We start from the raw sequence: 16,634 nt of genomic DNA, 5'->3' as shown, positions 1-16,634 counted from the left end.
GCCGGATTACTGGCTCAGATAAACGAACTTACCATTCTTGATGGTACCCATCACGCTAGCGCGCTGATCGAGACCGACGTGATCTTTCGGGCTCGTATTGACGACCCCGTTCGGCACCACCAGCTCATGCGCGTGCTCGAGCTCATCGCGCAACGCGACGCGAAACGCCGGCGTGCCCGGCTGCGCGGTCTTCAACGCGCGCGCGACGGCGTCCTGCAGGCGCGGGTACACGCCGGCCGCATCGCCCGCGAACTGCGTGACGCTGCCGGGGCCGTACTTCGCTTCGTACGCGTCGACGAACGCGAGCGCCGCCTTCTTCGACGGATGATCGGCCGGCAGCGTGCGCGCAACGACGACTGGCTGCGTCGGGAACAGCGTGCCTTCCACGTCTTTACCGCCGAGCTTGATGAACTCCGGCGTCGCGATGCCATGCGTCTGATAAATCGGCCCCTTGTAGCCGCGCTCGATCAGCGTGCGCTGCGGCAGCACCGTCGGCGTGCCCGCGCCGGCGATCAGGATCGCGTCGGGCTTCGCGGCCATCAGCTTCAGGATCTGGCCGGTCACGCTCGCGTCGGTGCGGTTGTAACGCTCGGTCGCGACCAACTGGATATGCCGCAGCGCCGCGAACTTGCTGAACTCGTTGAGCCAGCTTTCACCGTAGCCGTCCGCGAAACCGATGAAGCCGACCGTTTTCACGTTGTGATTCGACATGTAGCGCGTCATCACATCGGCCATCGCGCTGTCGGTCTGCGCCATCTTATACGCCCAGACCTTCTTGCCTTCCTGCGGTTCGACGACGCTCGCCGAGCCGATCAGCGTGATCATCGGCGTCTGGCTGTCGGCGACCGGATCGAGCGCGGCCATCGCGGCCGGCGTGATGTTCGGGCCGACGACTACATCGACGTGGTCCTCGTTGATCAGCTTGCGAATGTTGCGCACCGCGTTGCCGGGGTCGGACGCGTCGTCGAGGAAAATGTAGTCGGCTTTCTGGCCGGCGATCGTCTGCGGCCACATCAGCATCGCGTTCTTGCTGGTGATGCCGATCACGGCGGCCGGCCCGGTGTTCGACAGATCGATGCCGACTTTCAGGTCGGCGTGCGCCGCGCCGGCGACGAGCAGCGCCGCGGCCGCGAGGCCGCGCAGGGTGTTGCGCACATTATTGTTATGCAACTTCATCAGAAGTGTCTCCGTAGCGAAAGGGCGGTATGGAAGCGGTATGAAAGCGGTTCAAAGCTCATAGGTTTCGTGTTCGCCCTTCAGCGCCTGCTCGATCAGCTTGCGGTTCAGGCTCGGCGACAGCAGCTCGACCAGCGTGTACACGTAGCTGCGCAGATACGCGCCCTGTTTCAGCGCGACGCGGGTCACGTTGCTGCCGAACAGATGGCCGACCGGCATCGCGCGCAAATGGCGGTCGCGCTCGCCGTTGAACGCGATGTCGGCCATGATGCCGACGCCGAGGCCCAGCTCGACGTAGGTCTTGATCACGTCGGCGTCGATCGCCTCGAGCACGATGTCCGGATGCAGCCCGCGCAGGCGGAACGCCTCGTTGATCTTGGTGCGGCCGGCGAACGCGTTGTCGTACGTAATCAATGGGTACTGGGTCAGGTCGTCGAGCGACAGCAGCTTGCGCTCGAGCAGCGGATGGTCGGGCTGCATCACTGCGACGTGGTGCCACTGGAAGCAGGGCAGCGACACCAGATCCTTGTAGTTCGAGATCGCCTCGGTCGCGATCGCGAGGTCGGCCTGGTCGTGCAGCACCATTTCGGCGACCTGGGTCGGGCTGCCTTGCAGAATCGAAAGGTGGACCTTCGGGAAGCGCTTCTTGAACTCGGCGATCGCCGCCGGCAGCGAGTAGCGCGCCTGCGTGTGGGTCGCGGCGATCGTCAGGTTGCCCTGATCCTGCGCCGCGTAGTCCTTGCCGACCCGCTTCAGGCTTTCCACTTCCTGCAGGATTTTTTCGATCGATTGCAATATGATGCGGCCCGGCTCGGTCAGCGAACGCACGCGCTTGCCGTGGCGGGTGAAGATTTCGACGCCGAGTTCGTCCTCCAGCTCGATGATCGCCTTCGAGACCCCCGGCTGGCTCGTAAACAGCGCCTTGGCCGCTTCGGTGAGGTTGAAGTTCTGCCGCACAGCCTCGCGGACGAAGCGGAATTGGTGCAGGTTCATATATAACCTCGCCGCATATAAAAAGAATTTTTTAGTCGTTTGAAATATAAGGCGAGTTTATTACGATCTGTCCATCTTTTTCAATATGGATATCTGTTTTTGTTATAAGCAAATGAGCGATGGGTCTAAACGCTTGCTTGCGACAGCTGACAAACACGGATATTCGAGCCGCGGCGGAACCGGAGCGCCGGCCGCCGGACCGTCGTGTGTCACGCAAGTTTCGAAAAAAATTGGGGTCCCCGAATGTACCAATACGATCAGTACGACCAGACCATCGTCGATGAACGGGTCGCGCAGTACGCCGATCAGGTTCGCCGCCGCTTGTCGGGCGAATTGAGCGAAGAGGAGTTCCGCCCGCTGCGTCTGCAGAACGGCCTGTACTACCAGCGTCACGCGTACATGCACCGCATCGCGATCCCGTACGGCAATCTGCGCAGCGACCAGATGCGCGTGCTCGCGCAGATCGCGCGTGAACACGACCGCGGCTACGGCCATTTCTCCACGCGCTCGAACATCCAGTACAACTGGATCAAGCTCGAAGAAACGCCGGAAATCCTGCGCAAGCTCGCCGCCGTGCAGATGCACGGCATCCAGACCTCGGGCAACTGCATTCGCAACATCACCGCCGATCAATTCGCCGGCGTCGCACCCGACGAAGTCGTCGATCCGCGTCCGTGGGCCGAAATCCTGCGTCAATGGTCGACGTTCCACCCCGAGTTCGCGTGGCTGCCGCGTAAGTTCAAGATCGCCGTGTCGGGTTCGAAGGAAGACCGCGCGGCCGTGCAGATCCACGACATGGGCGTGTATCTGAAGAAGAACGCGCAAGGCGAACTGGTGGTCGACATTCTGGCGGGCGGGGGTCTCGGCCGTACGCCGATCGTCGGCGCGATCATCCGCCGCGATCTGCCGTGGCAGCATCTGCTGACCTACAGCGAGGCCGTGCTGCGTGTGTACAACCGCTACGGCCGCCGCGACAACATGTACAAGGCGCGGATCAAGATTCTGGTGAAGGCGCTGTCGCCGGAGAAGTTCTCCGCGCAGGTCGAGGAAGAGTGGCAGCACCTGAAGGACGGTCCGTCGACGCTGACGCAGGCCGAAGTGGATCGCGTGTCGCAGTACTTCGCGCCGCCCGCTTACGACAAGCTGCCGGATACCGATGCGTCGTTCGAAAAGCATCTGCTGGAAAACCGCGCGTTCGCACGCTGGGTCGAGCGTAACGTGCGTCCGCACAAGGTCGCGGGCTACGCCTCGGTCACGTTGTCGCTGAAGCCGGCCACGGTCGCGCCGGGCGACGCGACCGACGCGCAGATGGAAGCGGTCGCCGACTGGGCCGACGAGTACTCGTTCGGACAGATCCGCGTGTCGCACGAGCAGAACCTGATTCTCGCCGACGTGAAGAAGCGCGACCTGTTCGCACTGTGGGAAAAGGCCAAGGCGCAGGGTTTCGCGACGCCGAACATCGGCTTGTTGACCGACATCATCTCGTGCCCGGGCGGTGACTTCTGCTCGCTCGCGAATGCGAAGTCGATCCCGATCGCGCTTGCGATCCAGGAACGCTTCAACGATCTGGACTACGTGTACGATCTCGGCGACGTGTCGCTGAACATCTCGGGCTGCATCAACGCTTGCGGTCACCATCACGTCGGCAACATCGGCATTCTGGGCGTCGACAAGGACGGCTCCGAGTGGTACCAGGTGACGCTCGGCGGCGAGCAGGGCACGGGCGCGACCGGCGCTCACCTTGGCCGCGTGATCGGCCCGTCATTCTCGGCCGAGGAAATGCCCGACGTGATGACGAAGGTGATCGATACGTTCGTGGAAAACCGCCAGGAAGGCGAGCGTTTCATCGATACGTACACCCGCATCGGCATCACGCCGTTCAAGGAGCGCGTGTACGCCGCGCGTCAACCGGCTCACGCGTAACCGCGAAAAGGATACTGAACAGATGGCTTCTATCATCAAGAACCGCGACATCGTCAACGACGACTGGAGCGTCGTGCGTGCCGCGGAAGACGGCGCTTTGCCGGCGGTGAGCGAACTGCCGGCCGGCAAGGTCATCGTGCCGCTGGTGCTGTGGCAGGCCGAGCGTGAAGCGCTGCTCGCCGCGCGCGGCGCCGCCGACATCGGCGTGTGGCTCGCGCCGGATAGCGAACCGGCGGACCTCGCCGGCGACTTCGACAAACTCGCTGTGATCGCCGTGGACTTCCCGGTGTTCCGCGACGGCCGCGGCTACAGCATCGGCCGTCTGCTGCGCGAGCGCTATGGCTACAAGGGCGAACTGCGCGCGATAGGCGACGTGCTGCGCGACCAGGTCAGGCTGATGTTCCGCTGCGGCTTCGACGCGTTCGCGGTGCGCGCGGACAAGGACATCAACGACGCGCTGAAGGCGTTCGACGACTTCACCGTGCAGTACCAGGGCGCCGTCGATGACCCGTCGCCGCTGTTCCGCCGCCGTGCCGCACAGGCTGGCGTCGACAAGGTGCCGGCATGAACACCGCCCAATCGTTGAGCCCGGAGCTGGCAGCGAAGGTCGAGCGACTCGACGCGCTGCTCGACTCGATCGCCGCGCGGCACGCGAACGTGAAGCTCGCGAGCAGCCTCGCCGCCGAAGACATGCTGCTCACGCACGCAATCCTGTCGCGCGGCGTGAAGGTCGGCATCTTCTCGCTGAACACGGGCCGTCTGCATGCGGAAACGCTCGGCATGCTGGACCGCGTGAAAGAGCGCTACGGTTACGACATCGAGCAGTTTCATCCGCAGGCGGCGGCGATCGAGCAGTACGTGGGCGAACACGGCCTGAACGCGTTTTACGAAAGCGTCGAGCTGCGCAAGCGCTGCTGCGAGATCCGCAAGGTCGAGCCGCTCAATCGCGCGCTCGCCGACGTCAGCGCCTGGGTGACCGGGCAGCGCCGCGAGCAGTCGGTCACGCGTGCCGAGCTGCACGAGGAAGAGCACGACGGCGCACGCAACATCGCCAAGTTCAACCCGCTCGCGGACTGGACCGAAGCTGAAGTCTGGGATTATCTTAAGGCGTTCGATGTGCCGGTCAATCCGCTGCATGCGCGCGGTTATCCGAGCATCGGCTGCGAGCCGTGTACGCGTGCGATCCGCCCCGGCGAAGACAGCCGGGCGGGGCGCTGGTGGTGGGAGTCGCGCGATACGAAGGAATGCGGCTTGCATATCACGGCGATTACCCCGATTGCGGTCGAGCGCAACGAAGACGCGCCGGCCTGAATGCCGCGCACGAACTTGCGGTCGACCGCCGCCGAAACCGATCTGAATACTTCCGCCCGCACGCATGCGCTTGCCGGGCGAATCAACGAAGGACCCGCTATGAGCACCACGCTCGATTCCACTGTCAACGCTCCGCTTGCCAACACGGTCAACCGGATGGATCACCTCGATTGGCTCGAAGCCGAGTCGATTCATATCCTGCGCGAACTGGTCGCCGAATGCAGCAAGCCGGCGCTGCTGTTTTCGGGCGGCAAGGATTCCGTCGTGGTGCTCGCGCTTGCACTGAAGGCGTTCGGCCTCGGCGCGAACCGCAAGACACAGCTGCCGTTCCCGCTCGTGCATATCGACACCGGTCACAACTACGACGAAGTGATCGACTTCCGCGATCGTCGCGCGCAAGAAATCGGTGCGGAACTGGTGGTCGGTCATGTCGAAGATTCGATCAAGCGCGGCACCGTGCGTCTGCGTCGCGAAACGGATTCGCGCAATGCCGCGCAAGCGGTCACGCTGCTCGAAACGATCGAGCAATACGGCTATACCGCGATGATCGGCGGCGCGCGCCGCGACGAAGAAAAGGCCCGCGCGAAGGAGCGCATCTTCTCGTTCCGCGACGAATTCGGCCAGTGGGACCCGAAGGCGCAGCGCCCGGAACTTTGGAGCCTGTACAACGCGCGTCTGCACAACGGCGAACATATGCGCGTGTTCCCGATCTCGAACTGGACCGAGCTCGACGTGTGGCAGTACATCGCGCGTGAGCAGCTCGAACTGCCGTCGATCTACTACGCGCATCAGCGCGAGATCGTGCGCCGCAACGGGCTGCTGGTGCCGGTCACGCCGCTCACGCCGATGCGCGAAGGCGAGACGAGCGAACAGGCACTGGTGCGTTTCCGCACGGTGGGCGACATCAGCTGCACGTGCCCGGTCGAAAGCGACGCGGATGACATCGAGAAGATCATCGCCGAGACCGCCGTTACCGAAATCACGGAACGCGGCGCGACGCGGATGGACGATCAGGTCTCTGAAGCTGCGATGGAACAACGCAAGAAGCAAGGCTATTTCTAAGCACACGACGAGGGCAATGCAATCATGAGCAGTATTCACCAACCAGAAGACCTCGGCGTGCTGCGTTTCATCACCGCGGGCAGCGTCGACGATGGCAAGAGCACGCTGATCGGTCGCCTGCTGTACGACAGCAAGGCGGTATTGAGCGACCAGTTGTCGGCGCTGTCGCGCGCGAAGAACAAGCGCACCGTCGGCGACGAAATCGATCTGTCGCTGCTGACCGACGGCCTCGAAGCCGAGCGCGAGCAGGGCATCACGATCGACGTCGCGTACCGCTACTTCGCGACCGCCAAGCGCAAATTCATCATCGCCGATACGCCGGGCCACGAGCAGTACACGCGCAACATGGTGACGGGCGCGTCGACCGCGCATGCGGCGATCATCCTCGTCGACGCGACGCGCGTGACGTTCGAAAACGGCGTCGCGCAACTGCTGCCGCAAACCAAGCGTCATAGCGCGATCGTCAAGCTGCTCGGTTTGCAGCACGCGATCGTCGCGATCAACAAGATGGACCTCGTCGACTACAGCGAAGCGCGCTTCAACGAGATCCGCGACGCGTATGTCGAACTCGCGCGTCACCTCGGACTGCAGGACGTGCGCTTCGTGCCGGTGTCGGCGCTCAAGGGCGACAACATCGTCACCGCGAGCGAGCGCATGCCGTGGTACGCGGGCCAACCGCTGCTCGACGTGCTCGAAGCGCTGCCGGTCGAAACCGCGAGCGGTGAGGCGCTGCGCTTCCCGGTGCAGTGGGTCGCGCGTCAGGACGGCAGCCAGGCCGACGATTTCCGCGGCTACATGGGCCGCGTCGAATCGGGCGAAGTGAAGCTGGGCGACACGATCGTCGTGCTGCCGGCCAATCGCGAAGCGACCGTGGCCGAGATCATCGCGCCGGTGGTCGGCGGTACCGCGCAGGTGGACCGCGCGTTCGCCGGTCAGACGGTGACGATCCGTCTCGCCGAAGACGTCGATGTGTCGCGCGGCGACACCTTCGTGCTGCGCGCAGCGGCGCCGGAACCGGCGAAGAAGCTCGAAGCGGACCTGTGCTGGTTCGACGACACGCCACTGTCGACGCAGCGCAAGTATCTGCTGAAGCAGACCACCAACACGGTATTCGCGAAGATCGGTGCGATCAAGGAAGTGCTCGACGTGCATACGCTGTCGCAGGCGACCGATCGCAAGGAACTGGCGATGAACGACATCGGTCGTGTCGCGCTGACCTTGCAGAAGCCGCTCGTATGCGATGCGTACGACGCGCATCAGGGCACGGGCGCGTTCGTGCTGATCGACGAGGCGACGAACCACACCGTCGCGGCCGGCATGATCCGGGCGTTTTCCGCCTGAGTTCAGCATAGGCCGGTAGGCGACGGCAGGGCGACGCAGGCGGCGCAACGCGCCGCCTGCGTGCGCTCCAACGAACAGGTTGAGGTCAATGGGTAAGGTTTATCTGATCGGCGCGGGACCCGGTGCCGCGGACCTGATTACGGTACGCGGCGCGCGGCTGCTCGGCGCCGCCGACGTGGTGCTGCACGACGCGCTGGTCGAGCCGGCGATGCTCGACTACGCGCCCGCGCGCGCGAAGCGCATTGCGGTCGGCAAGCGCTGCGGCCAGCTATCGACGGCCCAGCAGTTCATCAACAAGCAGATCGTCGATGCGGCTTTGGAGCACGACGTGGTCGTGCGTCTGAAGGGCGGCGATCCGATGCTGTTCGGCCGCGCCGACGAAGAGATGCGCGCGCTCGAAGCCGCGGGCATCGAGTATGAGGTGGTGCCGGGCATCACCGCCGCACTGGCGAGTGCGGCCACGCTGAAGCGTTCGCTGACGTTGCGGGGCGTGTCGCGCAGCGTCGCGCTCGCAACCTTCAGCCGCGCGCCTGGTTCCGACGAGATCCGCGAGCAGGTCAACGCCGATTCGCTGGTGTTCTACATGGGCCGCGACAGCGGCGTCGAGATCGCACAGCAACTGATTGACGCCGGCAAGCCCGCGACGACGCCCGTGGCGATCGTCGAGGCGTGCAGCACGCCGCGCGAACGCATGCTGACGCTGACACTCGAAGATCTGGCGGCGGGCGAAGCGCAGCGCTGGGTCGATGCGTCGCAGCCGAGTCTGTTGATGATCGGCGAGGCGTTCGCGGCGCGGCAGAACGAGGCGAAGCGCTCGTCGAACGGGATGCTGGTCGCGGCCTGAATGTCCCCGGCAGGGCCGGCCTGAAAGAGCGGCGAATCTGAACAACTAGAACGAAAAAATCAGAGCTGCCGCAAGCAATACTGCGCGAGCGCATCGAGCACCGAATCATCCTCACCGACCGCCACCGCGCAGCGAATCTCGACACCGGGGTGCGCTGCGCGGCATTGCTCGACGAGCGCGGGCAAATCCGTGCGGACATGTCCGCCTTGGCCGAAGAACACCGGCACCACGGTGATCGCAGCGCAGCCTTGCGCGACGAGTTGCGTGACGGCCGCGGGCAGGTCGGGTTCCATCAGCTCCAGAAAGGCGAGCGTAACCGCCTGCGCTTCGCCCGTTGCCGCGCGCGCGGCGCGCAGCTTGTCGGCGAGTCGCTCGAACGGCTCGCGCCAGCGCGCATCGCGCGCGCCGTGGCCAAACAGAATCAGTCCGTGCATAGCCATCGCATCAGCTCCTGACGATGCCCCTCAACGCCCTCTGGCGTTGTGAGTTAGTGCCGGTCGACCCACTTCAACCCGACGAGCCCGAGCACCAGGTAGATGAGCCCCGGCGTCGCCGCAGTCAATGGCGCGGGCCACGTATTGAGCGTGCCGATGTGCGAGAACAGCGTGTTGAACAGCTGGAAGCTCATGCCGAGCATGATGCCGCCGAACACCTTCATGCCGACCACGCCCGCGCGCGTATGCAGATACGCGAACGGCAGCGACAGCACCAGCATCACGAACACCGCGAACGGATACAGTACCTTTTTCCACAGCGCGATTTCATAGCGCTGCGTGTCCTGATGGTTTTCGGTCAGATGCTGGATATAGCGGAACAGATTGAACATCGACATCCGGTCCGGCGACACCAGCAGCACCGACAGAATCTGCGGCGTCAGCTCCGAGCGCAGCGAATACTCGGGCAGCGTGACCTGGTTCGCGCGATACACCGGATTGAGCGCATCGTCCGGCGTGCCGGGAACTCGGGCCACGTCGAGCAGTTGCGTGTCGGTCACGCCGGTCAGCAGCCAGTGGCCCGGTGGTTGATAACGGCCGCTGTGCGCGATTCGGATGTTCGACAGACGGAACTTCGAATCGAACTCGTAGATGCGCACGTTGCTGATCGTCGCGTCGGGTCTCAGTTCGCCGACGTTGACGAAGCGCGTGACCTGCTCGCCGTCGGCGCGCTCGGTCAGCGTGTCCTTGACCCACACGCCCGACTGGAAGTTGCTCGACACCGACGAGCCGAGCGCCTCGAGCCGCACACGCTCGGACAGCTGATCCGTGTACGGTCCGACCACTTCGCCGATCAGATAGGTGAGGATCACGAGCGGAATGCCGATTTTCAGCAGCGAGCGCAGCGCCCGGTTGGTGGCGAGACCGGACACGCGGAAGATCGTGTACTCGGAGTTGGCCGCCATCTGCGCGAATACGTAGATCGCGCTGATCAGCGCCGCGACCGGAATGATTTCATAGAAGCGCGACGGCGTTTGCAGTGCGACGCGCAGCACCGCGTACTGAAACTTGTAGTTGCCGTGGCCGACCGAGTTCAGTTCGTTGATCAGGTCGAAGAAGAAGAACAGACCTGAAAATGCAAACAGGATGAAGACGAACGTGAGATAGATCTGACGCGCGAAATACCTTTCATAAATGCGCATCGGTCAGGCTCCCTGCGAACGGCTGAACATGGCGCGTGTGAACAGCGGCCGGTTGCGCACCCGCATCCAGAAGATGAACGCGACGATGCCGAGCACGATCACGTGCAGGATCACGAGCCCGATGCCGAACGACATCTTGCCCTGCTCGATCCACGCCTGCACGACGTTCAGCAGATTCGAATAGGTGAGGTAGATCAACACGGCCATCACGAGGTTGATCGTGCGGCTGCGCCGCGGGTTCTGGTGCGCGAGCGGAATCGCGAGCAGCATCAGGTTGATCGCGATCAACGGCAGACCCGCGCGCCACGCGAATTCGGCAAGGTTCTCGTTGGTCGGATTGCGCAGCAGCGTCATTGTCGGCAAGCCGGTGGTGGTCGGTGTATTGACGACCGGCTGGCTCTGGATCTTCACGCCGTAGCGCTCGAACTCCATGATGCGGAAATCGGGGTGGCCCGGCTCGCCGTCGTAGCGGCGGCCGTTTTCGAGCACGACGAAGCGGTCGCCATTCTTGTGCGTCTCGATGTGGCCGTTCTTCGACACCACGACGTTGACCTTGCCGCCCTCGGTGCTCGTCACGAACACGTTTTCCACGTGCCCCTGATCGGGCGACATCTTCTCGATGAAGAACACGCGGTGCGTGCTCGGCGATTCGCGGAACTGCCCGGGAGCCAGCAGCGAGACTTCGTCGCGCTGCTGGAAGCGCGCGCGGATCAGCTTGCTCTGCTGGTTCGACCACGGCCAGCCGACGAACACGAAGAACATGATCAGGATGATGATCGGGGTGGCGAAGATGCCGATCGGCTTAATGAATTGCGTGAGACTGACGCCCGAAGACAGCCATACGACCATCTCGGAGTCCTTGTACCAGCGCGTGAGCACGAACAGGATCGACACGAACAGCGTGGCGACGAGCATGATGGCCAGATAGCCGATCACGGTGAGGCCGATCAGGACCAGCACGTCGCGCGGATCGATCTCACCCGAGGCCGCGAAGCCGACGATGCGGATCATCATCGTCGTCAGCACGAGCGTGAGGAGAACCATGAACACGGCGCCAGCCGTGTACGCGAGCTCGCGCTGGAGGGAGCGTTCAAAGATCATTATTGATGACGAGAGGGGGCGCTCACGGCGACGCGGGGGTTCGTTCCCGTCACGCCTCCGGTGCAGCCGCCGCGGGAAAAATAGCGGATAATTGCGGCTTTCATCCTAAGCCCAGATTTTATCCGAGGACAAGCGCGATGGACTTTAGCATAAAAGCCTGTGATTGGACCAAAGGCTCGACGAACGGTTTCCTGACCGGGAAATCCGATTGCATCGTGATCGGTGTGTTCGAGTCGCAAACGCTGTCGGGCGCCGCGCTGGAGATCGACGCGGCCACCAAGGGCCTGCTCACGCGCATCATCAAGGCGGGCGACATGGACGGCAAGGCGGGTGCCACGCTGTTCCTGCACGAAGTGTCGGGTATCGGCGCGTCGCGCGTGCTGCTCGTCGGCCTCGGCAAACAGGATGCTTTCAGTCAGAAAGCCTACGGCGAGGCGGTCCGCGCTGCGGGGCGCGCGCTGCTCGGCACGAAGATCGTGCAGGTCACGTTCACGCTGGCGCAACTGCCGGTGCTCGAACGCACGGCCGACTGGTGCGTGCGCGCCGCGATCCTCGCGCTGCGCGAGCTGACCTACCGCTTCACGCAGATGAAGAGCAAGGCGGACAACACGCCGCGCGCGTTGAAGCGCGTCGTGATCAGCGTCAACACCGGCGACGAGAAGGCCGCCAAGCTGGCCGCCAAGCAGGGCGCCGCGCTTGCGAACGGCATGGACCTGACGCGCGACCTCGGCAATCTGCCGAGCAACGTCTGCACGCCGACCTATATTGCGAACACCGCGAAGAAGCTCGCGAAAGACTGGAAGCTGAAGGTCGAGGTGCTCGGCGAGAAGCAGTGTGAAGCGCTGAAGATGGGCTCGTTCCTGTCGGTCACCGCGGGCGCGGTCGAGCCGGCGCAGTTCATCGTGCTGCAGTACCAGGGCGGCGCCGCGAAGGCCGCGCCGGTCGTGCTGGTCGGCAAGGGCGTCACGTTCGACACAGGCGGCATCTCGCTGAAGCCGGGCGAGGGCATGGACGAGATGAAGTACGACATGTGCGGCGCGGGCTCGGTGCTGGGCACGCTGCGCGCGGTCGCCGAAATGGGTTTGAAGATCAACGTGGTCGGCATCATTCCGGCCGTCGAGAACATGCCGTCGGGCACGGCGACCAAGCCGGGCGACATCGTCACCAGCATGAAGGGCATCACGATCGAGGTGCTGAACACCGACGCCGAGGGCCGCCTGATTCTGTGCGACGCGCTCACCTACGCGGAGCGCTTCAAGCCGGCCGCGGTGATCGACATCGCGACGCTGACGGGCGCCTGCATCATCGCGCTCGGCCATCACAACAGCGGCCTGTTCTCGAAGGACGATGCGCTCGCGGGGGAACTGCTCGACGCGTCGCGCGAAGCGGCCGACCCGGCCTGGCGCCTGCCGCTCGACGACGAGTACCAGGATCAGCTGAAGTCGAATTTCGCCGACGTCGCGAACATCGGCGGGCGTCCGGCCGGCAGCGTGACGGCCGCTTGCTTCCTGTCGCGCTTCACGGATTCGTACCCGTGGGCGCATCTCGACATCGCCGGCACCGCGTGGAAGAGCGGCGCGGCGAAGGGTGCGACGGGTCGTCCGGTGCCGCTGCTCGCGCAGTTCCTGATCGACCGCGCCGGCCAATGACGCAGTGCGGTAAGCGCGCGTACGGCGCACGGCAAGCGGGGCGGAGCGGCCGATGACGAGAATCGACTTTCACTCGAACGTCGGCGATTCGCTGCTGTACGCGTGCCGCCTCGCGCGCAAGGCGTATCTGGCGGGCCAGCCGCTCGTCGTGCTGGCCGAGCCCGCGCGCCTGCGCGCGTTCGACGAAATGCTGTGGACCTTCTCACCGCTCGACTTTGTGCCGCACTGCATGGCGGGCACGCCGCTTGCCGCCGATACGCCCGTCGTGCTGGCCACGAATCTCGACGAGGTGCCGCATCATCAGGTGCTGCTGAATCTTGGCGCAACGGTGCCGGCGCAATTCGCGCGCTTCGAAAGATTGCTCGAAGTGGTCGGTAACGCACACGAGGAACTCGCTGCGGGCCGCGAGCGCTATCGCTTCTATCGCGATCGCGGCTATGCTTTGAACAACTACAAGCAGGGCGGGTAGTTCGTTCCGCTCTCGCGTCATGGCCGCGAGGAGCGCGGCATGCGGACCGCCTGCCCTGGCTTCGACTCAAACACGGAGAGCGCACGTGTCCGATCCCAACGACAATTCGATTCCGATCCTGAACGAGGTCATCGTGCCGGGCCGCGCGCGCGAAACGCGCGAGGCGTCGGCCGATGGCGCCGCACCCGCGCCCCAGGGCACCAAGCCCGCAACACCAGCCGCCGCGCAACCGGCGGCGCGCGAGCAGGGATTGCGCACCGAGCCCGCGTTCGCGCCGCCGGCCGCGCATCCGGCCGCGCATTCGGCCGAACCGACGCTGGCGCCCGAGCCCGTGCTCGCGCCGCAGCCCGTGCCCACACCCGAGCAACTGAGTTCGCCCGAGCCGGTTCTCGCGCCGCAGCCGGCGCAGACCGAACTTCATCAGCCGCACGTGGCCGATCACACGCACGCGAGAAAGCAGGTCCGGCCGCATCACGGCATTCATGCGCGACACGGGCATGAGGAGCTGCATGAAGGCCTGCATGAGGACGTGGCCGAGGTGTCGCCCGGTGTGTTCGATCGTACCGAGCCCTTCATACCGCTCGAAGCCGGCGCGACCGTGCCGCCGGATCTCGACCATGAAGGCGCGCACGAAGCCGCTCCCGCTCAGCCCCGACTCGATGCCGACGCGCTCGCCGAACGTTTGCACGGACGCTTCCAGCGTTTTCTGACGGGCGAGGGGCGCGGCATCATCGAGGCGCGTTGCCGCGATGCAGTGCAGCAGCACACGAGTCTGCTCGTCAGTCAGATCACGCGCGAAGTCGCACAGACGCTCGAAGCCGAGATGACCGATTGGGTCCGTGAAGCGGTGGAAGAAGAAATCGCGCGGGGCTCGCGTTGACGCCGCGGCGACGCGAGAGGTCCGTTATTTGAGTGTCAGCACCCAGGCCGCCAGCGTGGCCGCCTGATCGGGCGTCAGCTGCGTGTTCGCGGGCATCGGTACGGTTCCCCATGCGCCGGTGCTGCCATCGAGGATCTTGTGCTTAAGATAGGTCGCGGCGTCGTCGCGACCCGCATACCGGATAGCGACGTCGTGCAGCGCCGGCCCCATGAACGGGCGGTTGACCGAGTGGCAACTCATGCAGTTCTTCTGCTGGGCGAGCGCGAGGCCGGCTGCTTCGGCACGGGCTGCGGGACTGGTGGCGCTCAATGCGGCGGCGAGCGCAACAGAAGCTGCTACGGCTGCGTACGACATCGATTTCATTATGGTCTCCGCCAGTGCAGATGCCCGGCTCGTGGTGCACGCATTATAAGAGCAAAGGGGCGCACGGATTTTCGTGCGCCCCTGGCGTTTTTGCGTAGCGTGGCGGCGGGTTCGTCCAGCGGAGCGGGGCGCGCCGGCCCGTAGCAATCAACCCGTCACCGCCCCCCGATTCGCCGGCAGCGCGAGCGCGAAATACTTCGCCATCACGCCGCGTGTATAACGCGGCTGCGGCGCCTGCCATGCGGCGCGGCGGCGCTGCAGCTCGGCATCGTCGATGTTCAGTTGCAGCAGCAGCCGGTGCGCGTCGATCGTGATCGAATCGCCTTCCTGCACGAGCGCGATCGTGCCGCCGACGAACGCCTCCGGCGCGACGTGCCCGACCACCATGCCCCACGTGCCGCCCGAGAAGCGGCCGTCGGTGATGAGCCCAACCGATTCGCCGAGCCCCTTGCCGATGATCGCCGAGGTCGGCGCAAGCATTTCCGGCATGCCGGGGCCGCCCTTCGGGCCCAGATAGCGCAGCACGACGACATCGCCGGCGACGATCCTGTCGGCGAGGATCGCTTCGAGCGCGCTCTGCTCGTCGTCGAATACGCGCGCCGGACCCGTGATGACCGGGTTTTTCAGCCCGGTGATCTTGGCGACCGCGCCGTCTTCGGCGAGATTGCCCTTCAGGATCGCGAGATGGCCTTCGGCGTACAGCGCGTGGTCGGCGGGGAAGATCACCTGCTGATCGCTGCGCGGTTTGCTGGGTACGTCTTTCAGCTCCTCAGCGAGCGTTTTGCCGGTGATCGTCATGCAATCGCCGTGCAGAAGCCCGGCGTCGAGCAGGATCTTCAGCACCTGCGGAATGCCGCCCGCCTTGTGCAGATCGGTGGCGACATACTGGCCCGATGGTTTCAGGTTGCAGATCACCGGCACTTTCTTGCGCATGCGCTCGAAGTCCTCGATCGTCCATTCGACCTCGGCCGCGTGCGCGATCGCCAGATAGTGCAGCACCGCGTTGGTCGAGCCGCCGGTCGCCATGATCAGGGCAACCGCGTTTTCGATCGACTGCTTCGTGATGATGTCGCGCGGCTTCAGATCCTTTTTCACCGCTTCGACGAGTACGCGCGCCGATTCGGCGGCCGAGTCGACCTTCTCCTGGTCGGGATTCGCCATCGTCGACGAATACAGCAGCGACATGCCGAGCGCCTCGAACGACGAGCTCATCGTGTTGGCCGTATACATGCCGCCGCACGAACCGGTCGACGGACACGCGTTCTTCTCGATGCCCTCGAAATCCTCCTGCGACATGCGGCCCGCCGTGAATTCGCCGACCGCCTCGAACGACGACACGATCGTCAGATCGGTGCCTTTCCAGTTGCCCGGCCGGATCGTGCCGCCATACACGTAGATGCCCGGCACGTTCATGCGCGCGAGGCCGATCATGCCGCCCGGCATGTTCTTGTCGCAGCCGCCGATCACGACCACGCCGTCCATCCATTGGCCCTGCACGCAGGTCTCGATGCAGTCGGCGATCACCTCGCGCGACACCAGCGAGTACTTCATGCTTTCGGTGCCCATCGACATGCCGTCCGAGATCGTCGGCGTGCCGAAGGTCTGCGGATTCGCGTCGGCGCGCTTGATCGCGGTGACGGCCGCGTCGGCGAGACGCTGCAGGCCGGCGTTGCATGGCGTGATCGTCGAGTGGCCGTTGGCGACGCCGATCATCGGTTTGTCGAAATCCTCCTTCTGGTACCCGAGCGCGTAGTACATCGAGCGATTCGGGGAACGCGCGATGCCTTGCGTGATGTTCTTCGAACGACGGTTGTAGGCCATGGGGAGCTCCAGGTCTGGCTGTTCTGACGAGTGCGCACGCGGCGCCCGCGCGCGCATCCGTTCAG

The 16,634-nt window shown here is 64.5% G+C and carries 16 protein-coding genes; 9 read left to right on the top strand and 7 right to left on the bottom strand.

What is annotated here, in order from left to right; all coding sequences use genetic code 11:
• Positions 1 to 6: 6 nt before the first annotated feature.
• Together G5S42_RS25815 and G5S42_RS25810 are read right to left on the bottom strand one after the other, a co-directional pair.
• A complete protein-coding gene (locus G5S42_RS25815) occupies positions 7 to 1,176 on the bottom strand; it encodes an ABC transporter substrate-binding protein (RefSeq protein WP_176109332.1) in 1,170 nt (389 codons plus the stop codon).
• A gap of 51 nt (positions 1,177 to 1,227) precedes the next feature.
• Complete coding sequence (locus G5S42_RS25810; RefSeq protein ID WP_176109331.1) at positions 1,228 to 2,169, bottom strand: CysB family HTH-type transcriptional regulator; 942 nt, start codon at positions 2,167 to 2,169, stop codon at positions 1,228 to 1,230.
• A gap of 243 nt (positions 2,170 to 2,412) precedes the next feature.
• Between G5S42_RS25810 and G5S42_RS25805 the strand changes: the two genes are divergently transcribed.
• From G5S42_RS25805 to cobA, 6 genes are all read left to right on the top strand, one after another.
• On the top strand, positions 2,413 to 4,092 hold the full coding sequence (locus G5S42_RS25805) for a nitrite/sulfite reductase (protein WP_176109330.1): 1,680 nt from the start codon (positions 2,413 to 2,415) through the stop codon (positions 4,090 to 4,092).
• Positions 4,093 to 4,114: 22 nt separating this feature from the next.
• Complete coding sequence (locus G5S42_RS25800) at positions 4,115 to 4,660, top strand: DUF934 domain-containing protein (protein WP_176109329.1); 546 nt, start codon at positions 4,115 to 4,117, stop codon at positions 4,658 to 4,660.
• The gene (locus G5S42_RS44465; protein WP_246392077.1) at positions 4,657 to 5,403 is read left to right on the top strand and encodes a phosphoadenylyl-sulfate reductase; all 747 of its coding nucleotides are present in this window, start codon (positions 4,657 to 4,659) and stop codon (positions 5,401 to 5,403) included. Before G5S42_RS25800 ends, G5S42_RS44465 begins: the two co-directional genes overlap by 4 nt.
• Before the next feature lie 99 nt (positions 5,404 to 5,502).
• Positions 5,503 to 6,465, top strand: a complete 963-nt coding sequence (cysD, locus tag G5S42_RS44460) for a sulfate adenylyltransferase subunit CysD (RefSeq protein ID WP_176366993.1) — start codon at positions 5,503 to 5,505, stop codon at positions 6,463 to 6,465.
• Positions 6,466 to 6,489: 24 nt separating this feature from the next.
• Positions 6,490 to 7,806 carry a sulfate adenylyltransferase subunit 1 gene (locus G5S42_RS25790; RefSeq protein WP_176109328.1) on the top strand — a complete coding sequence of 439 codons (1,317 nt, stop codon included), beginning with the start codon at positions 6,490 to 6,492 and terminating at the stop codon, positions 7,804 to 7,806.
• Positions 7,807 to 7,894: 88 nt separating this feature from the next.
• Positions 7,895 to 8,650, top strand: a complete 756-nt coding sequence (cobA, locus tag G5S42_RS25785; RefSeq protein WP_176109327.1) for a uroporphyrinogen-III C-methyltransferase — start codon at positions 7,895 to 7,897, stop codon at positions 8,648 to 8,650.
• Positions 8,651 to 8,709: 59 nt separating this feature from the next.
• Here the strand turns inward: cobA and G5S42_RS25780 are convergent, their stop codons facing one another.
• Genes G5S42_RS25780 through lptF form a run of 3 tightly spaced genes read right to left on the bottom strand, consistent with a single transcriptional unit; the run spans position 8,710 to position 11,387 of the window.
• The gene (locus G5S42_RS25780) at positions 8,710 to 9,090 is read right to left on the bottom strand and encodes a sirohydrochlorin chelatase (protein ID WP_176109326.1); all 381 of its coding nucleotides are present in this window, start codon (positions 9,088 to 9,090) and stop codon (positions 8,710 to 8,712) included.
• 47 nt (positions 9,091 to 9,137) lie between these two features.
• On the bottom strand, positions 9,138 to 10,286 hold the full coding sequence (lptG, locus tag G5S42_RS25775) for an LPS export ABC transporter permease LptG (RefSeq protein WP_176109325.1): 1,149 nt from the start codon (positions 10,284 to 10,286) through the stop codon (positions 9,138 to 9,140).
• Positions 10,287 to 10,289: 3 nt separating this feature from the next.
• Positions 10,290 to 11,387, bottom strand: coding sequence for an LPS export ABC transporter permease LptF (gene lptF, locus G5S42_RS25770; RefSeq protein ID WP_176109324.1), 1,098 nt, complete (start codon positions 11,385 to 11,387; stop codon positions 10,290 to 10,292).
• A gap of 137 nt (positions 11,388 to 11,524) precedes the next feature.
• Between lptF and G5S42_RS25765 the strand changes: the two genes are divergently transcribed.
• From G5S42_RS25765 to G5S42_RS25755, 3 genes are all read left to right on the top strand, one after another.
• Entirely contained in the window at positions 11,525 to 13,036 is a 1,512-nt protein-coding gene (locus G5S42_RS25765; protein WP_176109323.1) for a leucyl aminopeptidase, read from the top strand.
• Between the two features lie 52 nt (positions 13,037 to 13,088).
• On the top strand, positions 13,089 to 13,505 hold the full coding sequence (locus G5S42_RS25760; RefSeq protein ID WP_176109322.1) for a DNA polymerase III subunit chi: 417 nt from the start codon (positions 13,089 to 13,091) through the stop codon (positions 13,503 to 13,505).
• An 85-nt stretch (positions 13,506 to 13,590) separates the two neighbouring features.
• Entirely contained in the window at positions 13,591 to 14,385 is a 795-nt protein-coding gene (locus G5S42_RS25755; protein WP_176109321.1) for a DUF2486 family protein, read from the top strand.
• Positions 14,386 to 14,409: 24 nt separating this feature from the next.
• Here the strand turns inward: G5S42_RS25755 and G5S42_RS25750 are convergent, their stop codons facing one another.
• Together G5S42_RS25750 and ilvD are read right to left on the bottom strand one after the other, a co-directional pair.
• A complete protein-coding gene (locus G5S42_RS25750) occupies positions 14,410 to 14,748 on the bottom strand; it encodes a c-type cytochrome (protein WP_176109320.1) in 339 nt (112 codons plus the stop codon).
• A gap of 147 nt (positions 14,749 to 14,895) precedes the next feature.
• Entirely contained in the window at positions 14,896 to 16,569 is a 1,674-nt protein-coding gene (ilvD, locus tag G5S42_RS25745; RefSeq protein ID WP_176109319.1) for a dihydroxy-acid dehydratase, read from the bottom strand.
• Positions 16,570 to 16,634: the final 65 nt, after the last annotated feature.

It is taken from the genome of Paraburkholderia youngii, from assembly GCF_013366925.1.
In the GTDB taxonomy this organism is placed as follows: Bacteria; Pseudomonadota; Gammaproteobacteria; order Burkholderiales; family Burkholderiaceae; genus Paraburkholderia; species Paraburkholderia youngii.
This window is presented reverse-complemented; position numbering and strand designations above follow the sequence as displayed.

Excerpts from the sequence above, each read along its gene's own strand:
- G5S42_RS25815 (WP_176109332.1), bottom strand. The coding sequence starts at position 1,176 with ATGAAGTTGCATAACAATAATGTGCGCAACACCCTGCGCGGCCTCGCG.
- G5S42_RS25810 (WP_176109331.1), bottom strand. The coding sequence starts at position 2,169 with ATGAACCTGCACCAATTCCGCTTCGTCCGCGAGGCTGTGCGGCAGAAC.
- G5S42_RS25805 (WP_176109330.1), top strand. The coding sequence starts at position 2,413 with ATGTACCAATACGATCAGTACGACCAGACCATCGTCGATGAACGGGTC.
- G5S42_RS25800 (WP_176109329.1), top strand. The coding sequence starts at position 4,115 with ATGGCTTCTATCATCAAGAACCGCGACATCGTCAACGACGACTGGAGC.
- G5S42_RS44465 (WP_246392077.1), top strand. The coding sequence starts at position 4,657 with ATGAACACCGCCCAATCGTTGAGCCCGGAGCTGGCAGCGAAGGTCGAG.
- cysD (WP_176366993.1), top strand. The coding sequence starts at position 5,503 with ATGAGCACCACGCTCGATTCCACTGTCAACGCTCCGCTTGCCAACACG.
- G5S42_RS25790 (WP_176109328.1), top strand. The coding sequence starts at position 6,490 with ATGAGCAGTATTCACCAACCAGAAGACCTCGGCGTGCTGCGTTTCATC.
- cobA (WP_176109327.1), top strand. The coding sequence starts at position 7,895 with ATGGGTAAGGTTTATCTGATCGGCGCGGGACCCGGTGCCGCGGACCTG.
- G5S42_RS25780 (WP_176109326.1), bottom strand. The coding sequence starts at position 9,090 with ATGGCTATGCACGGACTGATTCTGTTTGGCCACGGCGCGCGCGATGCG.
- lptG (WP_176109325.1), bottom strand. The coding sequence starts at position 10,286 with ATGCGCATTTATGAAAGGTATTTCGCGCGTCAGATCTATCTCACGTTC.
- lptF (WP_176109324.1), bottom strand. The coding sequence starts at position 11,387 with ATGATCTTTGAACGCTCCCTCCAGCGCGAGCTCGCGTACACGGCTGGC.
- G5S42_RS25765 (WP_176109323.1), top strand. The coding sequence starts at position 11,525 with ATGGACTTTAGCATAAAAGCCTGTGATTGGACCAAAGGCTCGACGAAC.
- G5S42_RS25760 (WP_176109322.1), top strand. The coding sequence starts at position 13,089 with ATGACGAGAATCGACTTTCACTCGAACGTCGGCGATTCGCTGCTGTAC.
- G5S42_RS25750 (WP_176109320.1), bottom strand. The coding sequence starts at position 14,748 with ATGAAATCGATGTCGTACGCAGCCGTAGCAGCTTCTGTTGCGCTCGCC.
- ilvD (WP_176109319.1), bottom strand. The coding sequence starts at position 16,569 with ATGGCCTACAACCGTCGTTCGAAGAACATCACGCAAGGCATCGCGCGT.